The sequence below is a fragment of the Komagataeibacter melaceti genome (genome assembly GCF_003403295.1).
Taxonomy (GTDB): domain Bacteria; phylum Pseudomonadota; class Alphaproteobacteria; order Acetobacterales; family Acetobacteraceae; genus Komagataeibacter; species Komagataeibacter melaceti.
Genome location: NZ_QUWV01000003.1, coordinates 36,399 through 61,687, shown reverse-complemented (window position 1 = coordinate 61,687; position 25,289 = coordinate 36,399). Strand labels below are relative to the sequence as shown.

Here is a 25,289-nt window from a genome sequence, read left to right as displayed (position 1 = left end):
GCCCCGTGTTGCTGGCGCGGACTATAAGTACGAATGATTCAGTCAGGCATTACATAACCAGCAGATCATACCGTTAAAGCTTCAGGAACTGGCGTGTATCCGGATCAACCGGAATACCCGTCAGCTTTCTCTGTTCGGCAGTTTTCCATTCCCTGTCACCCGGCGCCATTACGGTTTCCCCCGGCCGGGTGGATGGTACGGCCCGTAACAGGGTCAGGTAATCCTGCATTGCACCATCAAAAGCCTCACGCCCCACAAAACGGGCAGGCTCCAGCGCAATAATGAAATGGCCGACATTACGGGGCGTAGCAAAATCACGGGTCTCCGTCATCTGGATCAGACGGGGATCAATGACGGCACCGGTCAGTACAGCGGACAGGATGGTTATCATGCCTGCAAGGCCCGCCCCCTTGAAGCCATAACCCGCCCCACCCAAAGGGAGCAGCATCGCGGCGCGCATGGCGTCCTGCGTCAGGTTTCCTTCCGCATCGGCTGCGACATCGGGGGGCAGGGGCAGCCCGAGCGAGCGGTACAGTCGCACACGGTTGAAGGGGATGGATGAGGTAGCCATATCCAGCAGCCATGGCCTCTGCCCGCTGACGGGGGCCGCCATGGCAATCGGGTTTGTGCCGTGGAAGGCTTTGGTGCCATTGAAAAGCGTTACATTCGCATCGGAATTGCTTGTGACAATACCGATCATGCCTGCTTCCGCTGCCTTGACAGCATAGGCCCCCACCGCGCCACAATGCGATGACCGCATGACCCCCACGGCCCCGATGCCGGTCTGTGCCGCCATTTCAAGGGCCAGTTCCATCGCGCGGTAGCAGGCGTAATGGCCCAGCCCGTCATCCGCATCCACCATGGCAGTTGCCGGGGCGGTACGGCTGGTTTTCAGCATGGGGTTCTTTTTTACCCTGCCTGAACGCAGCATGGCGGCATAATGCACGACCAGACGCACCCCATGGCTGTCCACCCCGATTTCGGACGCATAAAGCAGCGCCTGCGTTGTGGCTTCCGCTGTCTCGGCCGAGGCTCCGGCTTCAAGCAGGGCATTACGGGTTCTTTCCCCCAGAACATCGGCACTGGCATGGAAATGTTCGGTCATATCCATTTTTCCTGTAAAAATAGGGGGAGGGCGCCTCAGTCCTGCCGCAGCACACGCGCCATTTCTTCCCGGTCCAGCCGCCCTTCCCAGGCCCCGATCACAACGGGCGCCACGCAGTTTCCGGCCAGGTTGCCCACCGCACGCGCAATGCCAATAAACCAGTCAACCGCCAGCAGCATGACAAGGCTTGCAACAGGTATGGATGGAATGGCCGAAAGGGTTGCCGCCAGCACCACAATGGCAATGCCCGGAACGCCATGCGCCCCCTTTGATGTGAAAAGGGCCGTGGTCAGCATGATGACCATCTGCCACGCGGAAAGATGGGTTCCGGTTGTCTGCGCCAGAAAAACCACGGCCAGGCCAAGATAAATGGACAGCGCATCAAGGTTGAAGGAATAACCGGCCGGCACCACCAGCCCCACCACCTGCGGGTCCACCCCCATACGCCTGAGCTTTTCCATCACGCTGGGCAGCACGGCATCGGATGTTGTGGTGGTGCATGTAATAAGCAGTTCCTCGCGGAAATAGCGCAGGAATCGCCACGGGTTCACGCCTGACAGGCGCAGGCAGCCCCCCAGTGCAATAATGATGAACAGTGCGATAACCACAAAATACAACACCACGAAAGCCGCCAGATGCATGATGGCATTCATGCCGTAACGTGCCGTTGTCGTGGCCATGGCGCCAAAAACGCCCAGAGGGGCCAGGGCGATGATCAGCCGCATCATGCGTGCGAACAGCGTGGACAGGGCCTCGATCAGATTGACCAGCGGCATCCCGGCCTCCCCGATCAGGCTGAGACAGCAGCCGAACAGGATGGCGAAAAACAGGATCTGCAGCACATTGGACTGCGCAAACGCATCAGCCGGGGAATGGGGAATGAGTGAGAGGATGAATGAGGTAATTCCACCCTCATGCAGGAGATGGGCATTCTGTGCATAGGACGCGATCATCTGCGTGTCCTCTGGCGTGGGCACGAATGCAATGGACCGCCCTGGCTGCACCAGCATGCCAATGCCCACCGACACGACCAGCGCAAGCGTGGTCATGATCTCGAAATACAGCAGGGCCTTGGCCCCCATGCGCCCGACAGTGCGCAGCGAACCCGCGCCGACAATGCCCATTACGACAATGCAGAACAGCAGCGGCCCCACGGCCATGACGATCAGGCGCAGGAAAAGGTCCGTGGTCCAGTGCGTCTGGGCTGCAAGGTTGGGGGCCAGCAGCCCCACGCCAATCCCGAGCACGCTGGCAATGACAACCTGCATGAACATACCTGGAACCCATTTGCGACCGCTTGCGGGGGGAGGGGTGTGTAGGTTGCTCAAGCCGGTATCCTCACAAACAAACATATCCGATGATGACGCAGAAAGTCATTACGTAACAGGTATCAGTGCCAGTTCACGGTGATAAAATTTTCCGGGTGGGGTTACGGGGCCGGGCAGGGGCATGCGGCACGTTCCCCGCTTTCGCCATAAGGGAATGGGTTCATGGCTGGCACTCTAATTGCAGAATTTCTGCACCATTTTTTCAAGAAACAGATCGCAACGATCAAGTTCCGAGCGTGTAATGTATTCATCGGGCTTATGGGCCTGACTGATTGATCCCGGCCCACATACCACGCAGGGAACCCCCAGCTTTTCCCTGAACAGGCCCGCTTCGGTGCCATAATCAAGCGCGCATATGCTGTTCTGCCCGGCTTCGTGCAGGGCAAGGGAGCATATTGCGGTATCTGCCGGACTATCCAGCCCCGGATAGGCGTTCAGGACCTCCAGGGTGATTTCCCCGCCGCCCATGGCCGTGGTCACACGCCGGGCAGCCTCTCCCAGCCATTCCAGATAAGCCTTGCCGTCCTGCCCGGGGATAAGCCGCATCTCGGCCGTAACCGTACAGAGTTCAGGCACGATGTTCAGGGCGCATCCCCCCGCAATCAGCCCGGCCTGAACGGTTGAAAAGGGAACGGCAAAACGTGTGTCCTGATCCATACCGGTGCGCATGTGGTCCTGCAGGCCGCGCAGTTCCTCAACCATGCCAGCCGCCATTTCAATGGCATTCCTGCCCTTAAAGGGATTGGAAGAATGGGCAGCTTCGCCCCGGCAGATGATCCTGAAGGCAATTTTTCCTTTATGGGCGACACCTACCTGCATTTCGGTCGGTTCGCCAATAATGCAGCCGCCAACCCTGACATTGGCGGCATCCAGCGCCCTGAGCAGGGAATGGACCCCGAGGCACCCCAGTTCCTCATCATAGGAAACGGCCAGATGCAACGGGCGCTTCAGGTTCTGTCGCGCGGCTTTTGTGGCAATGGTCAGCATGCAGGCCAGAAAGCCCTTCATGTCGGCTGAACCGCGACCGAAAAGCTTGCCAGCACTTTCCCTCAGCACAAACGGATCGGATGACCAGTTCTGCCCGGCCACGGGTACGACATCGGAATGGGCGGAAAGCAGCAGGCCGCCCTCCACATCGGGGCCAATGGTTGCAAACAGGCCAGAAGCATCCGGCCGGTCACCTGCCACGCGCAGGGTACGCGCCCCGATATTGGAAAGGAATTGTTCAATCCAGCTTATGATATCGCCGTTGGGTTCACCGCATACACTGGGAAAGCTTACAAGCTCACGCAGGTTATCTACTGTCAGCGTCATTGGTTTTCCATCCTTCTGCCGCCTTGCCATGCCGGTGGGAAAGGGGTCTGCAAATCCATTTCCATCACCTTCATGCGTGACTGACAGGAAACGGGCTGGAGGCCGGTATTCCACCCGCCTCCAGCCAGCCCTTCCATTCACGGAAGCAGAATAATCAGTAAGTATAGTTCAGTCGTGCCCCGACAAAGCGCGGCATGCCCGGGATCACACCGTAGAATGTCGCCTGCGTTCCGCCGGACAGCCAGTAACGACGGTCAGCCAGGTTCTGCGCATAGACGGTGGCGGACCAGCGCTGCTTTGGCGACCCGAAGGTCAGGAAGCTGTTGACCAGGAAATAGGCCGGTGCCCGATAGATGCCACCATCACCAATATGCTGCGGCTGGGTCTGCGCGCCGCGGTAGCTATAATCGACATCGAACGTCATCTGATAGTCACGCAGCACACGCCATGTATAGGTTGCCGCCCCGCTCAGGGTCAGGTTGGCCAGACCCATGGAGTAGTTGTCGTAATTGGTGTTGATTGCCGACCACACGCCTGTCTGTGCGAACTGCGCGGTCGTGGCCGTACGGTTCAGTGACTGGAACTGCGTATAGACGCCATGCTGGTAACCAAAATTCTGATTCAGTGACAGCCCGTGGATCGGATGGGCTTCCACATCGAATTCCGCACCGTAGATATAGGAGCGCGGTGCATTCACATACCCCGCCAGCGCGCCAAAGGGCGGCGCAAGCACGGTGCCGACAATCTGCTGGTCGCGATAGTCGTAATAGAAACCGGCAGCATTGAATCGCAGCTTGTTCCTGAAGAACGTTGTCTTGAACCCGCCTTCATAGGTCAGGACCTGTTCGGGCTTGAAGGGTTTGATCTGCTCGGGCGTCTCGGTAATGTTGGCGCTGAACCCGCCGGGCTTGAAGCCACGGCTGAACATGACATAACCCATGATGTTGGGCCGGAACTGATACTGTGCGCCAACACGGCCCGAGAACTCATTGGCCAGCGCCCCTGCATCACCAAAATTGGTGGGTGTACCGATAATCTGCCCGGTGTTCAGGTCGTAATTCGTGCTGGTCACGTTACGGATGTGCCGGTCATCGGATTCATGGGTGATGGCGCCGATCAGGCGCAGCTTGGGCAGGATGCGGTAGGACAGTTCCACATACTGGTTAAAGGTCTGCATACCTTCGGTATAGGATGTCTTGTTGAGCGGCGTCGTGCCCGGACGGTCAGATGAATCGTACCAGAAATTCTGCGCCTGTTCGGTGCGGCTGTAATACATGCCCGCCGTCCAGTGGAAACGTGCGGACGGATTGAGGGATTCCAGTTTGACTTCCTGGGAGAACACATTGCTCTGGTTATTACGGAACATGTTGCCATAGGACTGGACAGAGTCCGTCTGGTTGGACAGTTCATGTTCATCAATGGCTTCATAGGCGCTGATCGTGCTCAAACGGCCCCAGCTGAAGTCCTTGGTAAAGCGCACGTTGGCGCCCCAGAACATGTTGTCTTCACGCGGCTTGGTGTTCTTGCCATCGATGCCGATAATCTTGGCAAAACGCGGGTCGAGGCCCCAGTTGGTCTCCATGAGATCGGATGTGATCGGAACGCCGTAGCTGTTGTACAGGTTGTGCCCCGACGCGGCTTCCGACTGGTCGGTCGTCCAGTGGCCGCCAATATCAAGATGCGTGGTGTCGTCAATGTTCCAGCGCAGTTTGGCACGCAGCGCGCCCAGGTTGGCGTTGCCGAATTTCTCGCCCGATGCGCTGTGCTGGTAACCGCCGCCCGTCATGGACTGGCCCGAGATCCGGAACAGCACGGAACGTGAAATGGGGCCGGACACAAAGCCGGTTACGCGGTTGCGATCGTAGCTGGCAATATCTTCCGTAATGCCGGCATGGAACTGCTCGGTCGGGGCGGCGGTGTTGAAGTTGATTTCACCCCCCGTCACCATCTGCCCATGGTTGTAGCCAGACGGCCCGGGGTTGACGGAAATGCTGTCCATATCGAACAGCATGCCCGATGTCATGATGCTGATGGGGTAGGCCACACCATCCACATAGGGCATGACGGAAGGTGTATTGTTCTGCGTAAAGTCCATAAGCCCGATGCCGCGCAGGGCAAAGTTGAGCCCGGCACTGCCGAAGGAAGGCTGGATGGTCAGGTTGGGGGCCACGCGCACGATATCCGTCAACTGGCGGACATTGCGGTTGACGAGTTCCTGATGGTCGATATGCGTTGCCGAATCCGCCACATGCTGCTGGCGTATGAAATGCATATGCTGCGTGGAGACATGGATGCTTTCCGGCGCGGCAGGCTTGGCATGAGGCTGCACGGCGGGATGTGCCGCCGGATTGTTGCGTGTGGTATGCGCGGAATGTGCTGAACTGGCTGTAACGTTATCGGCAGCCATGGCTGCGGTTGGAGAGGTCAGCATGACCAGGGATGTATGAAGGATCAGGCGCCGACGGCCTGACAGCGCGAAACAGGACAGCATTGTCAAAACCTATATTGTTCAGGATGTTGCATCGTTTTGTTATCAAAATTATTTAGGTAACAAGCGATTGCCTGTTTCCTTGGACGGCAGTTTCATGGACCTGACTTCTCCAGAATTATTCAATTTCCAGACCCTTCAGGATATTTCAGGCAGCCACACTCATTTTTTGTCTATGTTGGTTTCAACAAGGAAATACATACGTATATTTGCCAAGTTGCGTTACGGTATGAATTTTACACAAGGTATTTATTGCGAATAACCAGACAGAAAGAGGTATGGCGGCACGTGATGTTTTTGTCACAAACGGCGTTAGGCCCGTTACTTAAATATCTACATTCAACCGGACCGAAACAATACGAAAATGCAACAAAATGGAAATTACACGATTCTGGTGCAAAAAAGACACAAGTTATAGTTTTAGGGAATTTGCAGATACGTTATGACGAAGAAGTTCAGGATAACATTCACCATATTACCCTGAAATATTTTATATTAATTTTAAAAATAAGTGTGCGTATGCCGCCTTATGCCACTTTTTCAGGCTCCTTTACACCAACCTGCCCGGTAATGCGGGAATACCATTCGGGGCGGCGGTGGGCCTCGAAATTGAACATTTTTGTCTTGCCCTGCAGGCACAGATCCAGATCGCAATCGGCGGTGATGATTTCATCATCCAGCGTTCGGGCCTGGGCAACAATCAGGCCGTTGGGATCGACAATGCAACTGCCGCCAATCAGCCCGGAACCATCTTCATTCCCCGCTTTTGCAACAGCAACGGCCCAGCAGGCATTCATATAGGCATTGGCCTGAACGACCAGTTGTGCATGGAACGTGCGCAGTTCGGCACTTTCCCTATCGCCACCATTGGGGTCATAGGCGGCCGAGTTGTAACCGACGCACAGCAATTCCATGCCCTGAAGGGCGAGGGAACGCCAGGCTTCCGGCCAGCGGCGGTCGTTGCAGATCAGCATGCCGACAATGGCGTCCTTCCACTCAGCACCAGTACGGAAAGCGGGGAAGCCGAGATCGCCATATTCGAAATAACGCTTTTCCAACTGCTGATAGACCGCGCCCGCACGCGGTTCCACCGAACCCGGCAGGTGTATCTTGCGATATTTCCCGACAATCTGCCCATCCGGGGCAACAAGTATTGCGGTGTTGAAGTTCTGCCCCTCAGGGGTGCGTTCCCCATAGCCAACATAAAACCCGACCTTCAGTTCTGCCGCACGGTCAAACAGCGGCTGCACATCGGGGTTGGGCATTGCGGTTTCAAAATATGAATCCAGCTCTTCCCCATCCAGCAGCCAGCGCGGAAAGAAAGTCGTGAACGCCAGTTCGGGAAACACCACCAGGGCGGCCCCCTGACGCGCACCTTCTTCCAGCAGAGCAATCATACGCTGCAAAATTTCCGAACGAGATGATGATTTCTGGTTCGGTCCCATCTGAGCAGCGGCAACCCGTATAACTCGACTCATCTAGTCCTCGTGATTTCACAGTTTTCTATGTGGGAACGATTTTCTGAAAATATCATTGCCCGTTCAAAATTATTGATTCAATATTTTTTCGATAAGTTTTCCGCTCTCTCTATTCATCGGATTTATAGATGAACCTACGGCAAATCGAGATTCTGCGCGCCCTGATCCGTTATAATACAACCGTGGCGGCAGCCCAGGCACTGGGGCTGTCACAGCCGGCCATAAGCAATGCCATCAAGGTCATGGAGGATCAGGCCGGTTTTTCCCTGTTTGAACGGCACAACAACCGTCTTTACCCCACATCCGAGACCCGGCTCCTGCTGGAGGATGTGGAGGCCATCTTTGATCTGCACGAACGCTTTGAGTCCCGCATCAAGGATCTACGTGAAAGCCGTGCCGGACAGCTACGGGTGGTGGCGACGCCGCCCATTGGCCATGGCCTGCTGACCCGGACAATCGGCAGGATGCAGTTCCTGCGCCCGCGCGTGCGTACCTATTTCGATATTCGCAGGTATGAGGGCGTGCTGCTGGCCATTGAACGCCATCAGGCCGAACTGGGCTTCCTGCTGGGCTATACGGGGCATCCCGGCATTGCCAGCGAAGAACTGCTGGCGGGCGAGATGGTCTGTGTCATGCATCCGGACCATCCACTGGCCCAGCACACCGTTATTGAACCGGCTGACCTGCGCACACACCGGCTGATTGCGCTGGAACGCGGCACGAAGCTGGGCGATGGGGTCCGTAACGCGTATGAGCAGTGCAACGAACCGTTCAATTTTTCCTGTGAGGTGCGATACAGCAACTCGGCATGCGCGCTTGCTGAATCCAATGTCGGGGTCGCCATTGTTGACCCGCTGACCGCACGTTCCGGCCATTTCAATGTTGCAGTCGTGCCGTTCCGCCCGGCCATTGCTGTCAGGGCCTATGCCGTATGGTCGGATAACCGTTCCCTGTCACGACTGGGGCGTTACTTCATGGACCAGATACGCCAGAGTATCCTGAACGGCACCGACTTCACCAAGGGATGATCTGCCCACATATTAGCGGGCTTTATACCGTAAAACTGTCACCGACAGGTGAGGGAAGGGCGCAAGCCTGCGCAACTTCCATGGCTATGGCCATTCCATCCTGTTCATACAACCGGAATACGTGTCATTTCTTTATAATAACATTTGTATGATGCTACCCGTTAATCCGGCCCTTACGTGGAACGGTTATATGTCATCAGGCCGTTCTGATCCGTTACAAGCGTTGTGCCCATATCCGCCGAGAGGCGTGTAAACTGCTCGGCAATTGCGAGGGCATGCTGACCAGACGCCAGAAAGGGAACACCACGCCGGTGCAGCCCCCGGCGCTGGCCAAGACTGACGGGATGGATCTGTATGGATTTCAGCCCGCTTTCATCGAATTCACACATAGGCACGATCGTTTCCCAGAACCGTGCTTCGGCAGGGAAGCCCTTGGTGTCGTTTGCGGTGCGCTGCTGGTACACCTGTGCAGGGGTCTTTTCAAGGCTGGCGCGGAAACGCAGATAGGAATCATGCGGCAGGCGAGGCACCAGACCATTCTGGCCGATAAAATTACCAAGGCTATAGAAAATGGGCCTGTCACGATAGATTTCCAGACCCCGGAGCAGATGCGGACCATGCCCGGCAATGATATCAGCCCCGGCGTCAATCATGGCATGGGCGAATTTCCGCACAAAATCAGCCGGTATTTCTGAATCGAGCTGACCTTTTTTGTTATATCCGACCTCATGGGCGTGAATACTGACAATAACGACGTCAGCAACAAGCCGGGCCTCCCTGACCCAGCGCGCCATGTCAAGCATATCCTGCCCGTTGGGTTCCGTCGTAATCCCGACCTGCTCCCCTACCTGAAAGTTCAGGTTACCCAGAGGCAGGATGGAGGCATCCTTGGGCGGAAAGGCAAATCCAAGCTGGATCATGCGCTCACGTAATGTTTCCAGCCCAAGGGTGACCGCTACATCACGCAGCGCATCCATCTGGGAGGCCGAGATGGTGTGCATCGTTTCAAAATGCAGTCCGTTGGGACCGGGACGCCCCTGCATGCCGCTGATCTGGGCACCGGCTTCCTGCCCCTTGGCGAAGCTGGATGTGCACGAAAGCATCGCAACCGTACCCTGCGGCCGGGTGCAATAGGTTGGCCGACGTGCCTCCTCCAGACAGGTGCCGACACCAGCATAAAGCACTTCACGCGCCTCCATCGCCTCGATCGCGGCGCGCAGGCCGGAAATGCTGTAATCAAGGCTATGGTTGGTTGCGGTGGCAAACAGGTTGAAACCAGCATCGCATAATTCATCAATTACCCATGACGGCGCGCCAAAATGCGATCCGCCACTTTCCAGTGCCGGGTCCCCACGAAAATCGTTGGGCAGCACCTCCAGGTTGGTAAAGGCAACATCCGCATCCCGGATCAGATCAAACAGGGGAAGAATGGTCTGATCTTCGAGACTGTTGAGCCGACGGAGAAGAATACTGTCTCCCGTAAGAGCAATGCGCATGATGTGGAATGATCCTCTTGATGAAAGACCGTGAAACGGTTCCGTATGGGCGTCAGGCTGTCAGTTCTTTCTGTTTGCGAATATTGCCCCTGTTCAGGAAATGGGATTTCCACTTGTCACTTATGAGTAATGATAAAATTTCCCTGTTACCCGATAGGGGACAGGTTTCTTATGTAGTCTGCATAAAGATCCTGGCACTGGCGTGTGACCACCCCACGCTGGCCATTGCCGATCGTGCGGCCATCAATGCGGATAACGGGCGTTACCAGATAGGTGGCGCTGGTAACAAACACCTCCTGCGCGGCAAAAAGCTGGTCCTGGGTAATGACCTGCTCCCGGACATCCAATCCGGCCTCACGCGCCAGTTTGATGATGCGGTCACGCGTGCATCCGGGCAGCAGGCTATGTGACAGGGGACGGGTCAGGATGACCTTATCGTCCATGACGGCAAAAACATTGGAGGATGCGCCCTCGGTCACCCCCTCATCGTCATAGAAAATGGCGTCCTTGTTGCCATGCGCCATGGCGGCCTTCTTTGCCATGACCTGCGGCAGCAGCATGATGGTCTTGATATCACGCCTGAGCCAGCGAATATCGGGCACCAGATCAACGCAAATTCCTTCGGACTGGGAGATGGCACCAGGGAAATCCTTTTCCTGCGCCATGATCAGCAGGGTCGGGCGGCCCGTCGCCGTGCCCGTGAAGCTGCGCTCACCCGCGCCGGACGTAACCTGCAGATAGATAAAGCCATTGGTGACGTTATTGAGGCACACCATCTTTTCAAGGATCGCAACCAGTTCCGCACGTTCCAGCGGAACCGGGATACCGCTTTCGCGCAGCGAGCGGTCAAGCCGCTTCAGGTGACTTTCCAGATCAACCAGACGGCGTTCGACAACCAGCCAGACCTCGTAAATGCCTTCACCAAACAGGAAACCCCGGTCCATCACAGATACGCTTGCCTGATCCGGCGGCAGGTAACGACCATTTAGAAATAATGTACCCGACATGGTTGAACTCCTGTTTTTTCAGAACTTACCGTATGGGGCGCGTATCAAAAAAATTAAGATATGACCGAATGTATTTGTCATTTTTATAGTCTGGGCCAAATTCCTGCCCCGGCCCCCTGAAAGAGTACGGGACATGCAGCATATCCCCCTATAACATGATCGGTACTGATAAATAACGATTAAGGGATATGTCCGGTCTGAATGTGCTGTACGTATATGGTCCAGAATTTGCATTTCATTCCGGAACTTCCGGCGGAAGACGGCTGCGCCGACATGCTTCCTTAAATAGAAAAATATACATCATGCAACCAGGGATATTGATAATGAAAAAACGGTAGGCCGTTTGTGTGTATTTCGCGCAAAAATACAAACAACTGCTCAAGGGTAGGTCCATTCATGTCATCATTACCAAAAGAACCTGTGGTCGATTCCATACCCGACCGCGCAATCACGCTGAAGCGCCTTTACCAGAAGGTCGATATGCGGATTGTCAGTATCCTGATGCTGGCCTACCTGCTGGATTCCATAGATCGGATGAATATCGGCTTTGCCCGCCAGCAGATCTCCGAACGGATGTCCCTGACCAGCGCGGATTACGGAACGGCCGCCGGAATCTTTTTCATCGGGTACGTGCTGTTTGAAATTCCATCCAACCTTATCCTGCCGCGCGTTGGCGCACGCCGTACGTTTGCCCGCATCATGGTCCTATGGGGCCTGACATCAGCCTGCATGGGGTTCCTGCACGACAGGAACATGTTCTATATCCTGCGCTTCATGCTTGGCTTGTTTGAGGCAGGCTTTGCACCCGCCTGCATGTTCTATCTGGCCAGATGGTATCCACCCACCCGTGTGGCGACGGCCGTGTCAGTACAGCAGACCGCCGCTCCCCTGGCCGGGGTCATTTCCGGGCCCATGTCAGGCTGGATCATATCTTCCATGGATCATGTGGGGGGACTGGATGGATGGCGCTGGATGTTCTTTATAGAAGGCGTTCCCTCCATCCTTATGGGCATAGCCGTCTATTTCCTTTTGCCCGACCGCATGGAAGACGCAAAATGGCTGAATGATAGCGAACGGGCCCTGCTGAAGACGCAGTATGTTGATGTGCCCACCGCGGTCAATTACGGCAGTTTCAGACAGGTCATGGCCGACCCCAAGATATACGTGATGTCCATGGCCTATTTCTGCCTGATCTGCGGCATATATACCGTCAATTTCTGGTTGCCGAACATCATACACAATACCGGTGTGAAGTCAGAAATGCAGACTGGAATGCTGGCGGCAATCCCCTATATCTTCTGCACGATAGCAATCATTGTCTGGGCAAGGAAATCAGATCAGGCACGCGAGCGGCGCTGGCATAGTGTCGTCCCGGCTGCAAGTGGCGCCCTAGCGCTGCTGGCGATCCCGTTTTTGCACAATAACCTTCCGCTCTCCCTAGCCATGATGTCCATAACCATTTCGGTTGTCTATTCGGCCTACATCATCTTCTGGTCCGTACCGTGTGAAATGCTGAAGGGAAGGGGAGCCGCTGGCGGCTTTGCACTGATCAATACAATCGGCATGCTTGGTGGTTTCTGTAGCCCCATTATTATTGGCCATCTTACAGATTGGACCGGGAATCTGAATGCCGGCCTGCTCTGCATGAGCATGATCGTGTTTATTGGAAGCATTATTCTTTTCTTCATTGTTCCGGGCAGGAAAGATACTGAAGAAAATTCTGCTGTCAGATCGGGATACAGCGTCTGAGTATCAATGCTGATGTAGCTTCCATTCGTGATGTTGTCAGGGATCACGTGATGCATATCTGAGCACCAAAGATGTCATTCAGGTTGTCAACGAGAAAAGTTTTCTGAAAAAGGCTGTAGCCGATCGACATTCAGGATTTTCGAGATGCTGACGGCTAATCGGGACAATCAGTATCTGATGTCCGATTCAACGATCGTTCGCGCCCCTCAGAAGGATGCAAATGGAAAAGGGGGAGCAAGGACCAGACGCTGGGGCGCTCCAGAGGTGATCTGACGACCAAGATCCATAATATGCTGGCCGCCCCGCTGCACTTCATTATTACAACCGGACAGGTTGCCGATATCACCCATGCGCAGGCTCTGCTCGCGGATCAGAAGGGAGCTTCTGTTATTGTCGGCAAGACCTATGACAGCAATGCATTACGCGCCCTTGTCACTCAGATGGGCGCAGAATCTGTCATACCTTGCAATCGCACCCGCAAGATTATCATCCCGCACGATACCAGAGCCTACAAGCTGCGCAATTGTATCGAGCGGCGCTTCAACCGCCTCAAGCACTTCAGACGCTTCGCTACCCGATATGACCGACGTACCATCCATTTCCTTGGCTTTGTTCACCTCGTCTCAGCCATGATCTGGATGACCTAAATGTCGATCGGACCCTGATCTTTCAACCGTGGCATGAATGACAGCATGAGAAAAATGTTTTGACATCGCATTGTTCCGGGTGCACATAAACAGCAGTCAGGTTTCCTGAAAAGCGCGTTCATCAATGGCGGTGAACGATGCGGAAATGGCACAAACGATCACGACGACACCCGGACGGCCAACGATGGTCTCCGTGCCTGAAAAAGGCGTCTCCATCCTATCTGATGGATGGGGGCTGGATGCGATGACGTGGACAAAGGATTCCTCAAAGCCGGAAACCCGCGTACCCTTCTTGCGGCGTTCCTGTACTTCGATGTCTCGTTCATGGTGTGGGTCCTGCTTGGCCCGCTGGGAATTTCGATTGCTCACGACCTGCATCTGAATGCTGGTCAGAAGGGGCTACTGGTCGCGACCCCGGTTCTGGCGGGTGCCCTCCTGCGTGTGCTCGCTGGCGCGCTGGTCGATCACTTCGGGCCGCGCCGGGTCGCTATAGGCGCCCAGATTCTTGTGATCGCCGGGTTGCTCCTGACATGGTTGAGCGCGCCACACAGTTATGGCGCACTGTTCGGGGTAGCACTTGTGCTTGGTGTTGCCGGGGCGTCGTTTGCTATTGCGCTGCCGCTCGCCTCTGCATGGTATCCGCCACAATATCAGGGCACGGCGCTGGGCATTGCCGGGGCCGGCAATTCGGGCACGGCGCTCGCTTCGCTGTTCGCGCCCGGCCTGGCCGTGCTTTATGGCTGGGTCAATGTGCTGGGGCTGGCAACGCTACCGCTGACCGCCGTGTTGGTCGCCTTTGTGTTCCTGGCCAGTGAACCGCCGCGGCACCGATCCAGCGGGGGGCTGGTGGCCTGGCTGCCTGTCCTGCATAGCGGCGACTGCTGGATGCTGATGTTCTTTTATGGCGTGACATTCGGCGGTTTTGTGGGGCTTGCCTCGTTCCTGACCATCTATTTCAACGACCAGTACGGCCTGCCACCCGCCATTGCCGGAAGTTGCACGGCGCTGGTCGTGTTTGTCGGGTCCTTCGTACGTCCGCTGGGGGGCGCCATGGCTGACCGGATCGGGGGCGAGCGCGCCCTGAGCATCCTGTTCGCGCTTGCCGTCACCATCTTTGCCGTGATCGGCTTCGGCCTGCCTACGATCTGGCTGGCTTTCCCGGCCTTTTTCCTGGGCATGGTCGTGCTTGGTCTGGGCAATGGCGCGGTCTTCCAGCTTGTGCCCACGCGTTTTCCCAGCCGGGTCGGTATCCTGACCGGGCTGGTGGGTATGAGCGGCGGGGTGGGCGGGTTCTATCTCGCATCATCGCTGGGGGCCGCGCGGCAGGCCACGGGCTCTTACGGTCCCGGCTTCCTGGGCTTTGCCGCGGTTGCGCTGGTAGCGTTTGCCTGTGTTGGCGTGTGCCGCCGCCGCTGGGCGACTGAACGACCCCGGATATCGGCTGAAGCCGATGCGGCCACCTCTTCATAATATCAGATCAGGAACGTATCCCGTGACCTGTATTTCCGACGTGCTCCGGCCCGCTTCGCTGACGGTCGGCTTCACCACCATTCTTGCCAGCCTGTGTACCGGGCATGCAGCCCATGCCGACACTGCGCCCGCTGCGGGTGTCATGGCAACCAGTATCCGCCCGACCTCGTCCCGCCCGCCTGAAAAGGCGGCCGTCCACCGCGTGACACTGCCACACAGCCCTGACTGGGGTGTCTTCAACGCAGGCAAAGGAGCCGCAGCCGGGTTCGGCACCGTGGGTGGTTTTGGTCAGGCACGCTGGGCCGAGGACTGGAGCGACATTGTCAATACGCCGCCTGAACAGCGACGAAACGACTGGTTCAACCGCCTGAAATACATTCCCCTGACAGATAAAGGCGATATCTGGCTGTCCATTAACGGAGAAGAACGGCTGCGCTATGCTTTTGAAAGCCAGCCGCTGATGGGAACCGCAGGCAAGACCAATGCCAGCCGCATTCTGCTGCGCAGCCAGTATGGCGCTGACCTGCATCTGGGTGAGCATGTCCGCGCCTATGCCGAGTTCCTGTGGGGTGAAGCAGGGGGATCGAACTACTACGGCTACCAGACCGGGGTGCAGCGCGAACGGCTGGATCTCCAGCAGGGTATTCTGGAGATGAAAGGCAGGATGCTGGGGGCGCGGATGGGCGTGATCGGTGGTCGCCAGATCTTTCTCGATGCCCCCGTCGCCATGCAGTCCGCGCGCGACCTGACCAATGCACAGCAGTCATGGGATGGATTTCGTGGCTATGCGGTATGGAAATCCTTCCGGCTCGATCTGTTTGACTTCATGCAGACCAACAAGCTGCCGCGCAATGTCTTTGCCGATGGCACGAACTACAACGCCCGGATGTATGGTATCTATACATCGACGCCGCTGCCGAAGTTTTCGGTCATGGGGCAGAAAAGCCAGATTTTTGCCGATGTGTTCTTTATTGGCTACCTGTTCAACGGTGCCTCGGCGGCGCTCGCCACCACAACGGGTACGCAGGTCGGATCGACCCGCCGCGACAATATCGGCGCACGCGTGTGGGGGAATGTCGGTCCCTTCGATATCAGCCTGACGGGCGTGTTTCAGGGCGGCGAATTCCGTCCTGCTGACGGGGGCGCAACGCGCCCGGTACGGGCCTATGCCGTCAACGGGACACTGGGATGGACGGCAAAGGGCCTGAAGGCGAAACCATCCATCGCACTGCAGGGCGACCTGTTTTCAGGCGGGTCGTATCACAGCAGCGACGGCGCGGTCGGCACGTTTTCCACGCCCTATTTCCCGCTGCCGTATTATAATGACGTAACACTGGCCCTGACATCACAGAACCTGGTCGGCATCGGGCCGGTCATTACGGCAGCGCCACTGGCGAACCTGCATCTCAAGCTGCATGTCCCCGTTTTCTGGCGCGAAAGCACACAGGACGCGGTGTATGGCACCGGCAAGATCTATGGCTGGCGCAACGGCCTGTCGGGCGGGTTCATTGGCACCACACCCCAGACACAGCTTGCATGGAATTTTGCGCCCCACTGGACATGGACGCACGATATCGCAGGCTTCGTCGCATCGCAGGGCATGCACCGTGCGGGGGCGAAGAACGGGGCTTTCTACATGCAGACCATGGAATTCAAATTCTGACTGCCGCGCGTATGACAGGAGAAACGAACATGACCGGAACGGGAAACATCGTCATCATCGGCAACGGTATGGTTGGCCATTACTGTGCCGAACAGCTTGTAGCGCATGGTCTGCATGAGGACTGCGCGATTCATATTTTTGGTGACGAACTCCACGATGCCTATGACCGCGTACACCTGACCGAATACATGAGCGGACGCGACGCGCTGGCGCTACGCCTGCATGTGGATGATTTCCATGCCCATCACGGCCTGACCCTGCACCGTGGCGTCAGGGTGACACGTATCGACCGCGCGGCCCGGATGGTGGAAAGTGCTGAAGGCGCGCTGCCTTACGACACGCTGATCCTGGCTACCGGTTCCACGCCCTTCGTGCCGCCGGTTCCGGGCAATACGGGCACGGCGGGGCTGGTCTACCGCACGCTGGATGATCTGGACATGATCCGGGCCGCAGCAGAGGGCGCATCGCACGGCGTGGTCATTGGCGGCGGCCTGCTGGGGCTGGAGGCGGCCAACGCGCTGGCGGGGCTGGGCCTGTCCACGGCCGTTGTCGAATTCGCGCCGCGCCTCATGCCGGTGCAGCTTGATGATGATGGTGGTCAGGCCCTGAAGCAGCGGATCGAGGCACTGGGGATCGAGGTGCTTACATCCCACGCTACGCAGCAGATCACCGCAGGTGAGACACACCGCCACCGTCTTGTCTTTGCCGATGGCACATTCCTTGAAACCGATCTGGTGGTCTTTTCCGCCGGCATCCGCGCACAGGACAGGCTGGCGCGTGACTGCGGGCTTGCCATCGGGCCACGCGGCGGCGTCGTGATCGACGGGCAATGCCGTACGTCCGACCCGGCAATCTATGCAATCGGTGAATGTGCGTGCTGGAACGGGCAGGTGTTCGGACTGGTGGCACCGGGCTACACCATGGCGCGCACGCTCGCATGCACCCTGGTGGGGGAAGAAGCCGCCTTTACCGGGGCGGACATGTCCACCAAGCTCAAGCTGCTGGGGGTGGATGTCGGCTCGATCGGCGATGCACATGGCGCGACACCCGGCAGCCGGAGCTACCGCTTCATCGGGGAAGTGGACGGGTCCTACCGCCGCCTTGTGCTCTCGGCAGATGGAAGCCGTGTGCTCGGGGCCGTATTGGTGGGGGATAACGCCTATTACGACACAATCCTGCAATATGTACAGAACGCCATCAAACCCCCGGCAGATCCGGCAGTACTGATCCTGCCGCGCGGGGAGGGGGCAGACCTGCTTGGCGCTGATGCACTGCCCGATACGGCCATGATCTGCTCGTGCCACAATGTAACGAAAGGGGCGATCTGCGCTTCCATTGAGGAAGGTTGTACGGATATTGCCGCCCTGAAGCAGTCGACAAAGGCCAGCACGGGCTGTGGCGGCTGTTCAGGGCTGCTTAAAAACGTGTTCGAGACCGAACTCGAAGCGCGTGGCATTACTGTGGATCACAGCCTGTGCGAACATTTTTCCTACACGCGGCAGGAACTGTATTCCCTTGTCCGCGTGCATGGCATCCAGACTTTTGAAGACCTGATGGCCCGGTACGGCAATGGTGGACTGGGCTGCGATATCTGCAAGCCCGCTGTCGGTTCCATCCTGGCATCAGCGTGGAACAAGCCGATTACGGACCCGCTCTATATTCCGCTACAGGACACGAACGACACGTTCATGGCCAACATGCAGAAAAACGGTACCTATTCGGTCGTGCCCCGCATTGCGGGTGGCGAGATCACACCGGACAAACTGATCGTCCTGGGCCAGGTGGCAAAGAAATACGGTCTCTATACCAAGATCACTGGCGGCCAGCGTATCGATCTGTTCGGTGCGCAACTGGACCAGTTGCCCGAAATCTGGGCCGAACTGCTGGAAGCAGGGTTCGAGACCGGGCAGGCCTATGGCAAATCCACCCGGACCGTAAAATCCTGCGTGGGCAGCACATGGTGCCGCTATGGCGTGCAGGACAGCGTGGGCAAGGCGCTCGATCTGGAAAACCGTTACAAGGGCCTGCGCTCCCCGCACAAGCTCAAATTCGCCGTATCCGGCTGCACCCGCGAATGTGCAGAGGCACAGAGCAAGGATGTGGGGGTGATCGCCACCGAGAATGGCTGGAATCTGTACGTTTGCGGCAATGGCGGCATGCGCCCGCGCCATGCGGAACTGTTTGCGACCGATCTCGACGCTGAAACGCTGGTGAAATATATCGACCGCTTCCTGATGTTCTATATCCGGACGGCGGACAAGCTGCAGCGTACCTCCGTCTGGCGTGAAAACCTTGAAGGCGGACTGGATTACCTCAAGGATGTGATCATAAACGACAGCCTTGGCATCTGCGCGGAACTGGAACGGCAGATGCAGATGGTGGTGGACCACTATCACTGCGAATGGCGCGATGCGCTGACGGACCGTGAAAAACTCAAGCGGTTCCGCACCTTCGTCAATGACAGCCGCCCCGATCCGAACATCCGCACCACACCGGAGCGCGATCAGGTCCGTCCGGCCGAAAACCTGCCCGAAACCATGGCCCCGGCCGGCCCGCAGGACTGGACCGAACTGTGCGGACTTGATGATCTGGTGGCAAAATCGGGGGTGGTGGCCTGGCATGATGGCAGCCAGATTGCCCTGTTCTACCTGCCCGCAACACAGGACGCGCCTGCGCAGGTCTATGCGATCGACAACCATGACCCATTCTCGAACGCCAATGTGATCGGGCGCGGCATCATGGGCGACCTAAAGGGGCAGGTGGTGGTGGCTTCGCCGCTGTACAAGCAGCATTTCCGCCTGGAGGACGGGCAGTGTCTGGAGGACCCCACCGTCCGGCTGCGGACATGGGACGCCCGCCTGGAAAACGGCAAGGTTGCGATCCGGGCCCGATCGGCTACATCCACGCCGGAACCCGTATCGGCCTGATCCCATGGCGCGGGAGGACATCCGCACGGTCTGCCCCTATTGCGGGGTGGGCTGTGGGGTCATACTGGAAGTGGAAGACGGCCGCATTGCCAAGGTGCGGGGTGATGGTGCACATCCCGCAAATGGCGGACGCCTGTGCACCAAGGGCAGTTCGTGCGACCGGCCACTCCTGTCCGACCAGCGCCTGCGCCATGCCGCCATCCGCCCCCGGCGCGGGGAAGCGGCTGCGCCTGCGGGCATGCAGCAGGCCATCGACGCCACGGCGGCACGGCTGCGCGCCATCCTTGATGAACATGGACCCGACGCCATCGCCTTTTACGTATCGGGGCAGATGTCGCTGGAAGCACAGTACCTGATCAACAAACTGGCCAAGGGGTTTGTCCGCAGCCAGCATATCGAGTCCAATTCCCGCCTGTGCATGGCCGCGGCGGGCACTGGCTACAAGCTGTCCCTTGGTGCCGACGCGCCGCCGGGCAGCTATGAGGATTTCGACTGCACCGACCTGTTTTTCGTCATTGGCGCCAACATGGCCGACTGCCACCCGATCCTGTTCCTGCGCCTGATGGACCGCAAGCGGGCAGGGGCGCGGCTGATCGTGGTCGATCCACGCCGGACGGCCACGGCGGAAAAGGCCGACCTGTACCTACCCATCCGCCCCGGCACGGATCTGGCGCTGCTCAACGGCCTGCTCCATCTCCTGATCAAAAACGATGCGATAGACAGGGACTTCATCGCCCGGAACACAACGGGGTGGGAGGCAATGGAACCCTTTGTGGATGAATACGCCCCCCGGACCGTGGCCGAAATCACCGGCCTGCCGGTCGAGGATATCCTGACCGCCGCGCGCTGGATTGCGGAGGCCGGGGAGTGGATGAGCCTGTGGACCATGGGCCTGAACCAGAGCGTTGCCGGCACATGGAACACCAACGCGCTGTGTAACCTGCACCTTGCCACCGGTGCCATCTGCCGCCCCGGCAGCGGGCCGTTTTCACTGACCGGGCAGCCCAATGCCATGGGTGGGCGCGAAATGGGCTATATGGGGCCGGGCCTGCCGGGGCAGCGCAGCACGCTGGTGGCGGCTGATCGTGCCTTTACGGAAGAACAGTGGTCTCTCCCTCCCGGCACCCTGCGTGACGCGGGGGGCAACGGCGTAATTGCCATGTTCGAGGCAATGGAACGCGGTGACATCCGGGCATGCTGGGTCATCTGCACCAACCCCGTCGCCACCGTTGCCAATCGGCGCCATGTGGTCCGGGCGCTGGAAGCCGCCGAATGCGTGATCGTGCAGGATGCGTTCGTGGATAGCGAGACGACGCGCTTTGCCGATATCGTGCTGCCCGCCGCCCTGTGGGCCGAAGGGGACGGCGTACAGGTCAATTCCGACCGCACCATGACACTGGCCCGCAAGGCCGTCCCACCGCCGGGTGAAGCGCTGCCCGACTGGGACATCATCGCCCGCGTGGCGCGCGCCATGGGGTATGGGAAGGATTTTGCCTTCACATCCGCCGCCGAAGTGTTTGCCGAGGCCAGCCGGTTCAGCAACCCGAAAACCGGCTATGACATTGCAGGCGTCAGCCACGCGCGGCTGCGCAACGGGCCGGTGCAGTGGCCCGCGCCTGCCGGCGATACGCAGGACCGGCACCCGATCCGTTACCTGTCTCCTGACGGGACCGGCCCTGTCTTCGCCACGTCGGACGGGAAGGGGGTCTTTTTTGCCCGGCCATGGATGCGGCCCGATGAATGGCCGGACGAGGATTTTCCCTTCGTGCTGAACAGCGGCCGACTGCAGCACCAGTGGCATACGCTGACCAAGACCGGGCGCGTGGACAGCCTGAACCGCCTGAACCCCGGCCCATTTGTGGAAATTGCCCCGCCTGACGCCCATGCGCTTGGCCTGGCGCAGGATGATCGCGTAAGGATCACGTCACGGCGGGGGCAGATCATCCTGCCGGTTCAGATCTCCGCGCGGGTAAGGCCCGGAACCTGCTTTGCCCCGTTCCACTGGAATGACCGCTTCGGGCCGGACCTTACGGTCAATTCCGTCACACCAGATGCTGTTGACCCGATTTCGCTACAACCCGGCTTCAAACTCTGCGCGGTGGCGCTGGAGCAGGTAGAACAGGCTGCAGGCCGGGCCGCCGATGATGAGGAACCAGTCAGGAAAGGAGAGTCCGCCATGATGCTGCGCGCCCTTACCAGCCATCTCGGTCTGGAGCCGCCGGGGCAGTCCGTTGCCGCAACCCTGTCCGATGAGGGACGGGCATGGCTGTCCGGGTTCCTCGACGGTCTGGAAATGGCCCCGCCGGGTGCGGGTGAGGTACCCGTGCTGCCCGCATCGGCACCGCTGCCAGCACAGGCGCACGCGCGCATCAGCGGTATCCTGGCAGGCCTGTACAGCCGCATACAGCCGGGAGAGGGAACCGGGGCCTCACCCGCTGCCGCCACGCCGGGTATCAACGTATGGTGGGCATCCCAGACAGGGCGTGCGGAAGGTCTGGCGGCCACGATCGTTGGCTGGCTGCGCGAGGCAGGCCATACGGCAGAGGGAAAATGCCTTGACGCATTTGATGCGGACACACCTATTGCGGGTCCGGCGCTGTTCGTGGTGTCCACTTTCGGTGATGGCGACCCGCCAGACTGTGCTGCTCCATTCTGGAACATGCTGCGCGAACGTCAGGCCCCCATGCCCGACCTGACATTCGCCGTGCTGGCGCTGGGGGATTCCTCGTATGCCAGTTTCTGCGGCTTCGGCCGCGCGCTGGATGGACGCCTGCGGGAACTGGGGGCAACGCCATTCGTGGAACGCGTGGATTGCGAACCTGATTTTGAGGATACAGTGGAAGCATGGCGGGGCCCCATGCTGGCAGCCCTTGCGCAGATAAAAAGCGGTGGTCAGGCTGCAATGCCCGCCCCGCCCGCGCTGGTGGGTACATCATCGCCCCCGGTTTGCGGAACGCGGGAGGCCCCCGTCATGGCCCGCCTGTCCATCAACGAACGCCTGTGCGCCGCAGGCTACGACAGGGACACACGGCGCATCGGTCTGGATGTAAGCAAAACGGAACTGAACTGGGTTCCCGGGGACGCACTGGGCATATGGCCCAGCAACCCGGCAGCCCATGTGGAGTTGGCCCTGCGCGCGCTGCGCCTGCCGGAAGATACGCCCATCGTGCTGCGCGGCTGCGGAACGGTGGGGCTGCACGAAGCCCTCACACGCCATTTTGACCTGAGCCGCCCCAACCCGGCCATGCTGCAGGCACTGGGGGGCTGCGCGCCGGGTTTCCTGCCTGACCTGCTGAAAGACGCATCCCTTTCGGTCTCCGCGCAGGACATACCGGGGCTGTTCCGGCGCATGCAGCCGCGGCTTTACTCGATTGCGTCCTCGCCACAGGCATCCGGGCGGGTGGTGGAACTGACAGTAGGGGTCAGCCTTACGCCATGGCCGGGCATATGCTCGAACTGGCTGGCAGGGCTGGACAATGGGGCAGACGTGCCGGTTTTCATCCAGCCCACGACGCATTTCCGGCTACCGGCGGATGATGGTGCCGCCATGATCATGATCGGCCCCGGCACTGGCATCGCGCCATTCCGCGGGTTCCTGCAGGAACGCGCAGCGCGGCAGTCTACGGGTCGGAACTGGCTGTTTTTCGGCGAACGCCACGCGGCGGAAGGCTTCTACTATCATGATGAACTGCATGCCTTCCTGTCCGACGGGGTGCTGACGCGCCTCGATACTGCCTTTTCACGCGATCAGTCCGAGCGGGTGTACGTGCAGGACCGGATGGAAGCCGCAGGGAGCGAATTGTGGGACTGGCTGCGCGATGGGGCCTATGTCTATGTATGCGGGGATGCGACCCGTATGGCGCGGGATGTCGATGCGGCACTACGCCGGATTGTTGCCCGTCACGGCGACCTGTCATCCGGCGATGCAGATGCATTCGTAAGTAACCTCACTCGTGAAGGCCGCTATCTGCGTGATGTCTACTGATGCGTGAGGACATGGCTCCCGGTACGCGCCTGAGAGTACTGGTCGCGGACGAAAATCCCCGCCGGGGCCATGCCCTGTCGGAGACACTGCACGCCGATGCGTCGCTGGATGTCCTGACCGTTCCCCCCGGCACGGCGCTGGTCGATGCCGTGCGGGCCTGTCGGCCCGATGTCGTGCTGGTCGACATGAACAGGGCCGACCGTGACGCACTGGACAGCATTCGTGCCCTGTCCTGTTCGGCGCAGGAACGGCCGGTCGCCCTGTTTGTGGATGAGGACGATGTTGAACTGATGGAAACGGCCTTCGATACGGGCATATGTTCCTACAACGTGCTTGAGGCGCTGCCCCGGGATGTCAAGCCACTGCTGCGTGCCGCCATCGCGCTGTATGCCCGCTTCCGCCGTACTCGCGACGAACTGACTGAAGCGCAGCGTGTCCTTGCCGAGCGGAAGATTATCGATCAGGCCAAGAGATGTTTCATGAAAAATGAAAAAACCAGCGAAGCGCAGGCCTATAGATGGCTCCAGCGCCGGGCCATGCAGACATCGCGTCGCATTGCGGCTGTTGCCGGGGAGTATCTGGCATCGCAGAAAAAGGATGAGACACCATGAATACACCGTTACGGATTGGCGTGCTGAAGCTGGCTGACAGCGCACCGGTAATCATGGGGCGGCAGCAGGGTATTTTTGCCCGTCATGGTCTGGAAATCGAGATCGTCGTTTCTCCATCCTGGGCCAACATCGCCGATGGTCTGGCATGGAACCGGCTGGATGCCGCCGTCATTTTCGCGCCGCTGGCCATGATGACCGCGCTCGGGCGGCGCGGGCATGATACGGGGCTACGTGCGCTGGGCCGGATCAGCCGGGGTGGCAATACGATCATGCTGCGCGGTGTCAACCCGGTGGAAGGGGCGTGGAATGCCGGCTCCCACGGGCGGCAGGCCTTTGACCAGTGGTCCACGACCATCGGGCGGAAGCCGCGTCTCGCCATCGTGCATATGTATTCCACCCATCTCCTCATCCTCCGGCGTTTCCTCAAGATGATTGACGTCAGCATGGAGGACGAAATCGACCTGTCCGTCATGCCCCCGACCGACATGATCCATGCGCTGGCGGAAAACGCGATTGATGGCGGCTGTGTCGGGCCGCCATGGGGCACCGAGGCGGAACAACTCGGGCTTGCCTTTCGCGTGGGCGGATCAGCCACTGTCCTGCCCGGTCATGTCGAAAAGATCATTGTCGCATCGGGAAAACTGCTGGCATGCGATGCGACGGTCCGCCGCATGTCGCACGCCCTGCGGGATGCGATTGCATTCTGCCAGCAGCCGGACCACCGTGCGGATATTGCGCGCGTGCTGGCAACCCCCGTTGCGGAAGGCGGGCTGGCACTCCCCCTTGCGGCGACGGACGCCATCCTGCCCGGTGGGGATGCCCGCGAATGCGTGACCTTTGCGGGGGGCTGCCTGCTGCCGTCTGACCTTGACTGGATCATAAACGATATGACGGCGCTGGGATGGGTGGACACTGCCGAACACCAGATGCTCATGCGCTGGATCGGTCCCATGCCCGCCGATCCTTCTTCTGCCTGCGCACGGTCTCAGTGAA

Annotated in this window: 16 protein-coding genes; 9 read left to right on the top strand and 7 right to left on the bottom strand. The window is 58.8% G+C overall.

The window, feature by feature from the left end; translation table 11 throughout:
- Positions 1 to 73: 73 nt before the first annotated feature.
- From DY926_RS00685 to DY926_RS00665, 5 genes are all read right to left on the bottom strand, one after another.
- The gene (locus tag DY926_RS00685) at positions 74 to 1,105 is read right to left on the bottom strand and encodes an Ldh family oxidoreductase (protein WP_116701621.1); all 1,032 of its coding nucleotides are present in this window, start codon (positions 1,103 to 1,105) and stop codon (positions 74 to 76) included.
- Positions 1,106 to 1,140: 35 nt separating this feature from the next.
- Positions 1,141 to 2,379, bottom strand: coding sequence for a cation:dicarboxylate symporter family transporter (locus tag DY926_RS00680; RefSeq protein ID WP_116701610.1), 1,239 nt, complete (start codon positions 2,377 to 2,379; stop codon positions 1,141 to 1,143).
- A gap of 228 nt (positions 2,380 to 2,607) precedes the next feature.
- Entirely contained in the window at positions 2,608 to 3,747 is a 1,140-nt protein-coding gene (gene argE, locus DY926_RS00675) for an acetylornithine deacetylase (RefSeq protein ID WP_116701609.1), read from the bottom strand.
- A gap of 154 nt (positions 3,748 to 3,901) precedes the next feature.
- On the bottom strand, positions 3,902 to 6,238 hold the full coding sequence (locus DY926_RS00670) for a TonB-dependent receptor (RefSeq protein WP_116701608.1): 2,337 nt from the start codon (positions 6,236 to 6,238) through the stop codon (positions 3,902 to 3,904).
- A gap of 524 nt (positions 6,239 to 6,762) precedes the next feature.
- The gene (locus tag DY926_RS00665; protein WP_116701607.1) at positions 6,763 to 7,713 is read right to left on the bottom strand and encodes an N-carbamoyl-D-amino-acid hydrolase; all 951 of its coding nucleotides are present in this window, start codon (positions 7,711 to 7,713) and stop codon (positions 6,763 to 6,765) included.
- Positions 7,714 to 7,841: 128 nt separating this feature from the next.
- Here DY926_RS00665 and DY926_RS00660 point away from each other — a divergent pair, with 128 nt between their 5' ends.
- On the top strand, positions 7,842 to 8,741 hold the full coding sequence (locus tag DY926_RS00660) for a LysR substrate-binding domain-containing protein (protein ID WP_116701606.1): 900 nt from the start codon (positions 7,842 to 7,844) through the stop codon (positions 8,739 to 8,741).
- A gap of 173 nt (positions 8,742 to 8,914) precedes the next feature.
- On the opposite strand, the gene DY926_RS00655 is transcribed toward DY926_RS00660, so the two are convergent.
- Together DY926_RS00655 and DY926_RS00650 are read right to left on the bottom strand one after the other, a co-directional pair.
- Complete coding sequence (locus tag DY926_RS00655) at positions 8,915 to 10,237, bottom strand: CapA family protein (protein ID WP_116701605.1); 1,323 nt, start codon at positions 10,235 to 10,237, stop codon at positions 8,915 to 8,917.
- Positions 10,238 to 10,383: 146 nt separating this feature from the next.
- Positions 10,384 to 11,244 carry an aminotransferase class IV gene (locus DY926_RS00650; RefSeq protein WP_116701604.1) on the bottom strand — a complete coding sequence of 287 codons (861 nt, stop codon included), beginning with the start codon at positions 11,242 to 11,244 and terminating at the stop codon, positions 10,384 to 10,386.
- A gap of 396 nt (positions 11,245 to 11,640) precedes the next feature.
- On the opposite strand from DY926_RS00650, the gene DY926_RS00645 reads away from it, so the two are divergent.
- From DY926_RS00645 to DY926_RS00610, 8 genes are all read left to right on the top strand, one after another.
- Positions 11,641 to 12,993 (top strand): MFS transporter, encoded by a 1,353-nt coding sequence (locus DY926_RS00645; RefSeq protein WP_116701603.1) that lies wholly within the window; start codon positions 11,641 to 11,643, stop codon positions 12,991 to 12,993.
- A gap of 248 nt (positions 12,994 to 13,241) precedes the next feature.
- Positions 13,242 to 13,640: an IS5 family transposase gene (locus DY926_RS00640; RefSeq protein ID WP_241502976.1), complete on the top strand. Its 399-nt coding sequence runs from the start codon at positions 13,242 to 13,244 to the stop codon at positions 13,638 to 13,640.
- A 249-nt stretch (positions 13,641 to 13,889) separates the two neighbouring features.
- Positions 13,890 to 15,110 (top strand): nitrate/nitrite transporter, encoded by a 1,221-nt coding sequence (locus DY926_RS00635; RefSeq protein ID WP_116701620.1) that lies wholly within the window; start codon positions 13,890 to 13,892, stop codon positions 15,108 to 15,110.
- 22 nt (positions 15,111 to 15,132) lie between these two features.
- Positions 15,133 to 16,773, top strand: coding sequence for an alginate export family protein (locus tag DY926_RS00630; RefSeq protein ID WP_116701601.1), 1,641 nt, complete (start codon positions 15,133 to 15,135; stop codon positions 16,771 to 16,773).
- Between the two features lie 29 nt (positions 16,774 to 16,802).
- Positions 16,803 to 19,700, top strand: a complete 2,898-nt coding sequence (gene nirB / locus DY926_RS00625) for a nitrite reductase large subunit NirB (RefSeq protein WP_116701600.1) — start codon at positions 16,803 to 16,805, stop codon at positions 19,698 to 19,700.
- A gap of 4 nt (positions 19,701 to 19,704) precedes the next feature.
- The gene (locus tag DY926_RS00620; RefSeq protein WP_116701599.1) at positions 19,705 to 23,685 is read left to right on the top strand and encodes a bifunctional nitrate reductase/sulfite reductase flavoprotein subunit alpha; all 3,981 of its coding nucleotides are present in this window, start codon (positions 19,705 to 19,707) and stop codon (positions 23,683 to 23,685) included.
- Positions 23,685 to 24,296 carry an ANTAR domain-containing response regulator gene (locus DY926_RS00615; protein ID WP_116701598.1) on the top strand — a complete coding sequence of 204 codons (612 nt, stop codon included), beginning with the start codon at positions 23,685 to 23,687 and terminating at the stop codon, positions 24,294 to 24,296. The genes DY926_RS00620 and DY926_RS00615 overlap by 1 nt, the downstream gene beginning before the upstream one ends.
- Positions 24,293 to 25,288 carry an ABC transporter substrate-binding protein gene (locus DY926_RS00610; RefSeq protein WP_116701597.1) on the top strand — a complete coding sequence of 332 codons (996 nt, stop codon included), beginning with the start codon at positions 24,293 to 24,295 and terminating at the stop codon, positions 25,286 to 25,288. The genes DY926_RS00615 and DY926_RS00610 overlap by 4 nt, the downstream gene beginning before the upstream one ends.
- Position 25,289: the final 1 nt, after the last annotated feature.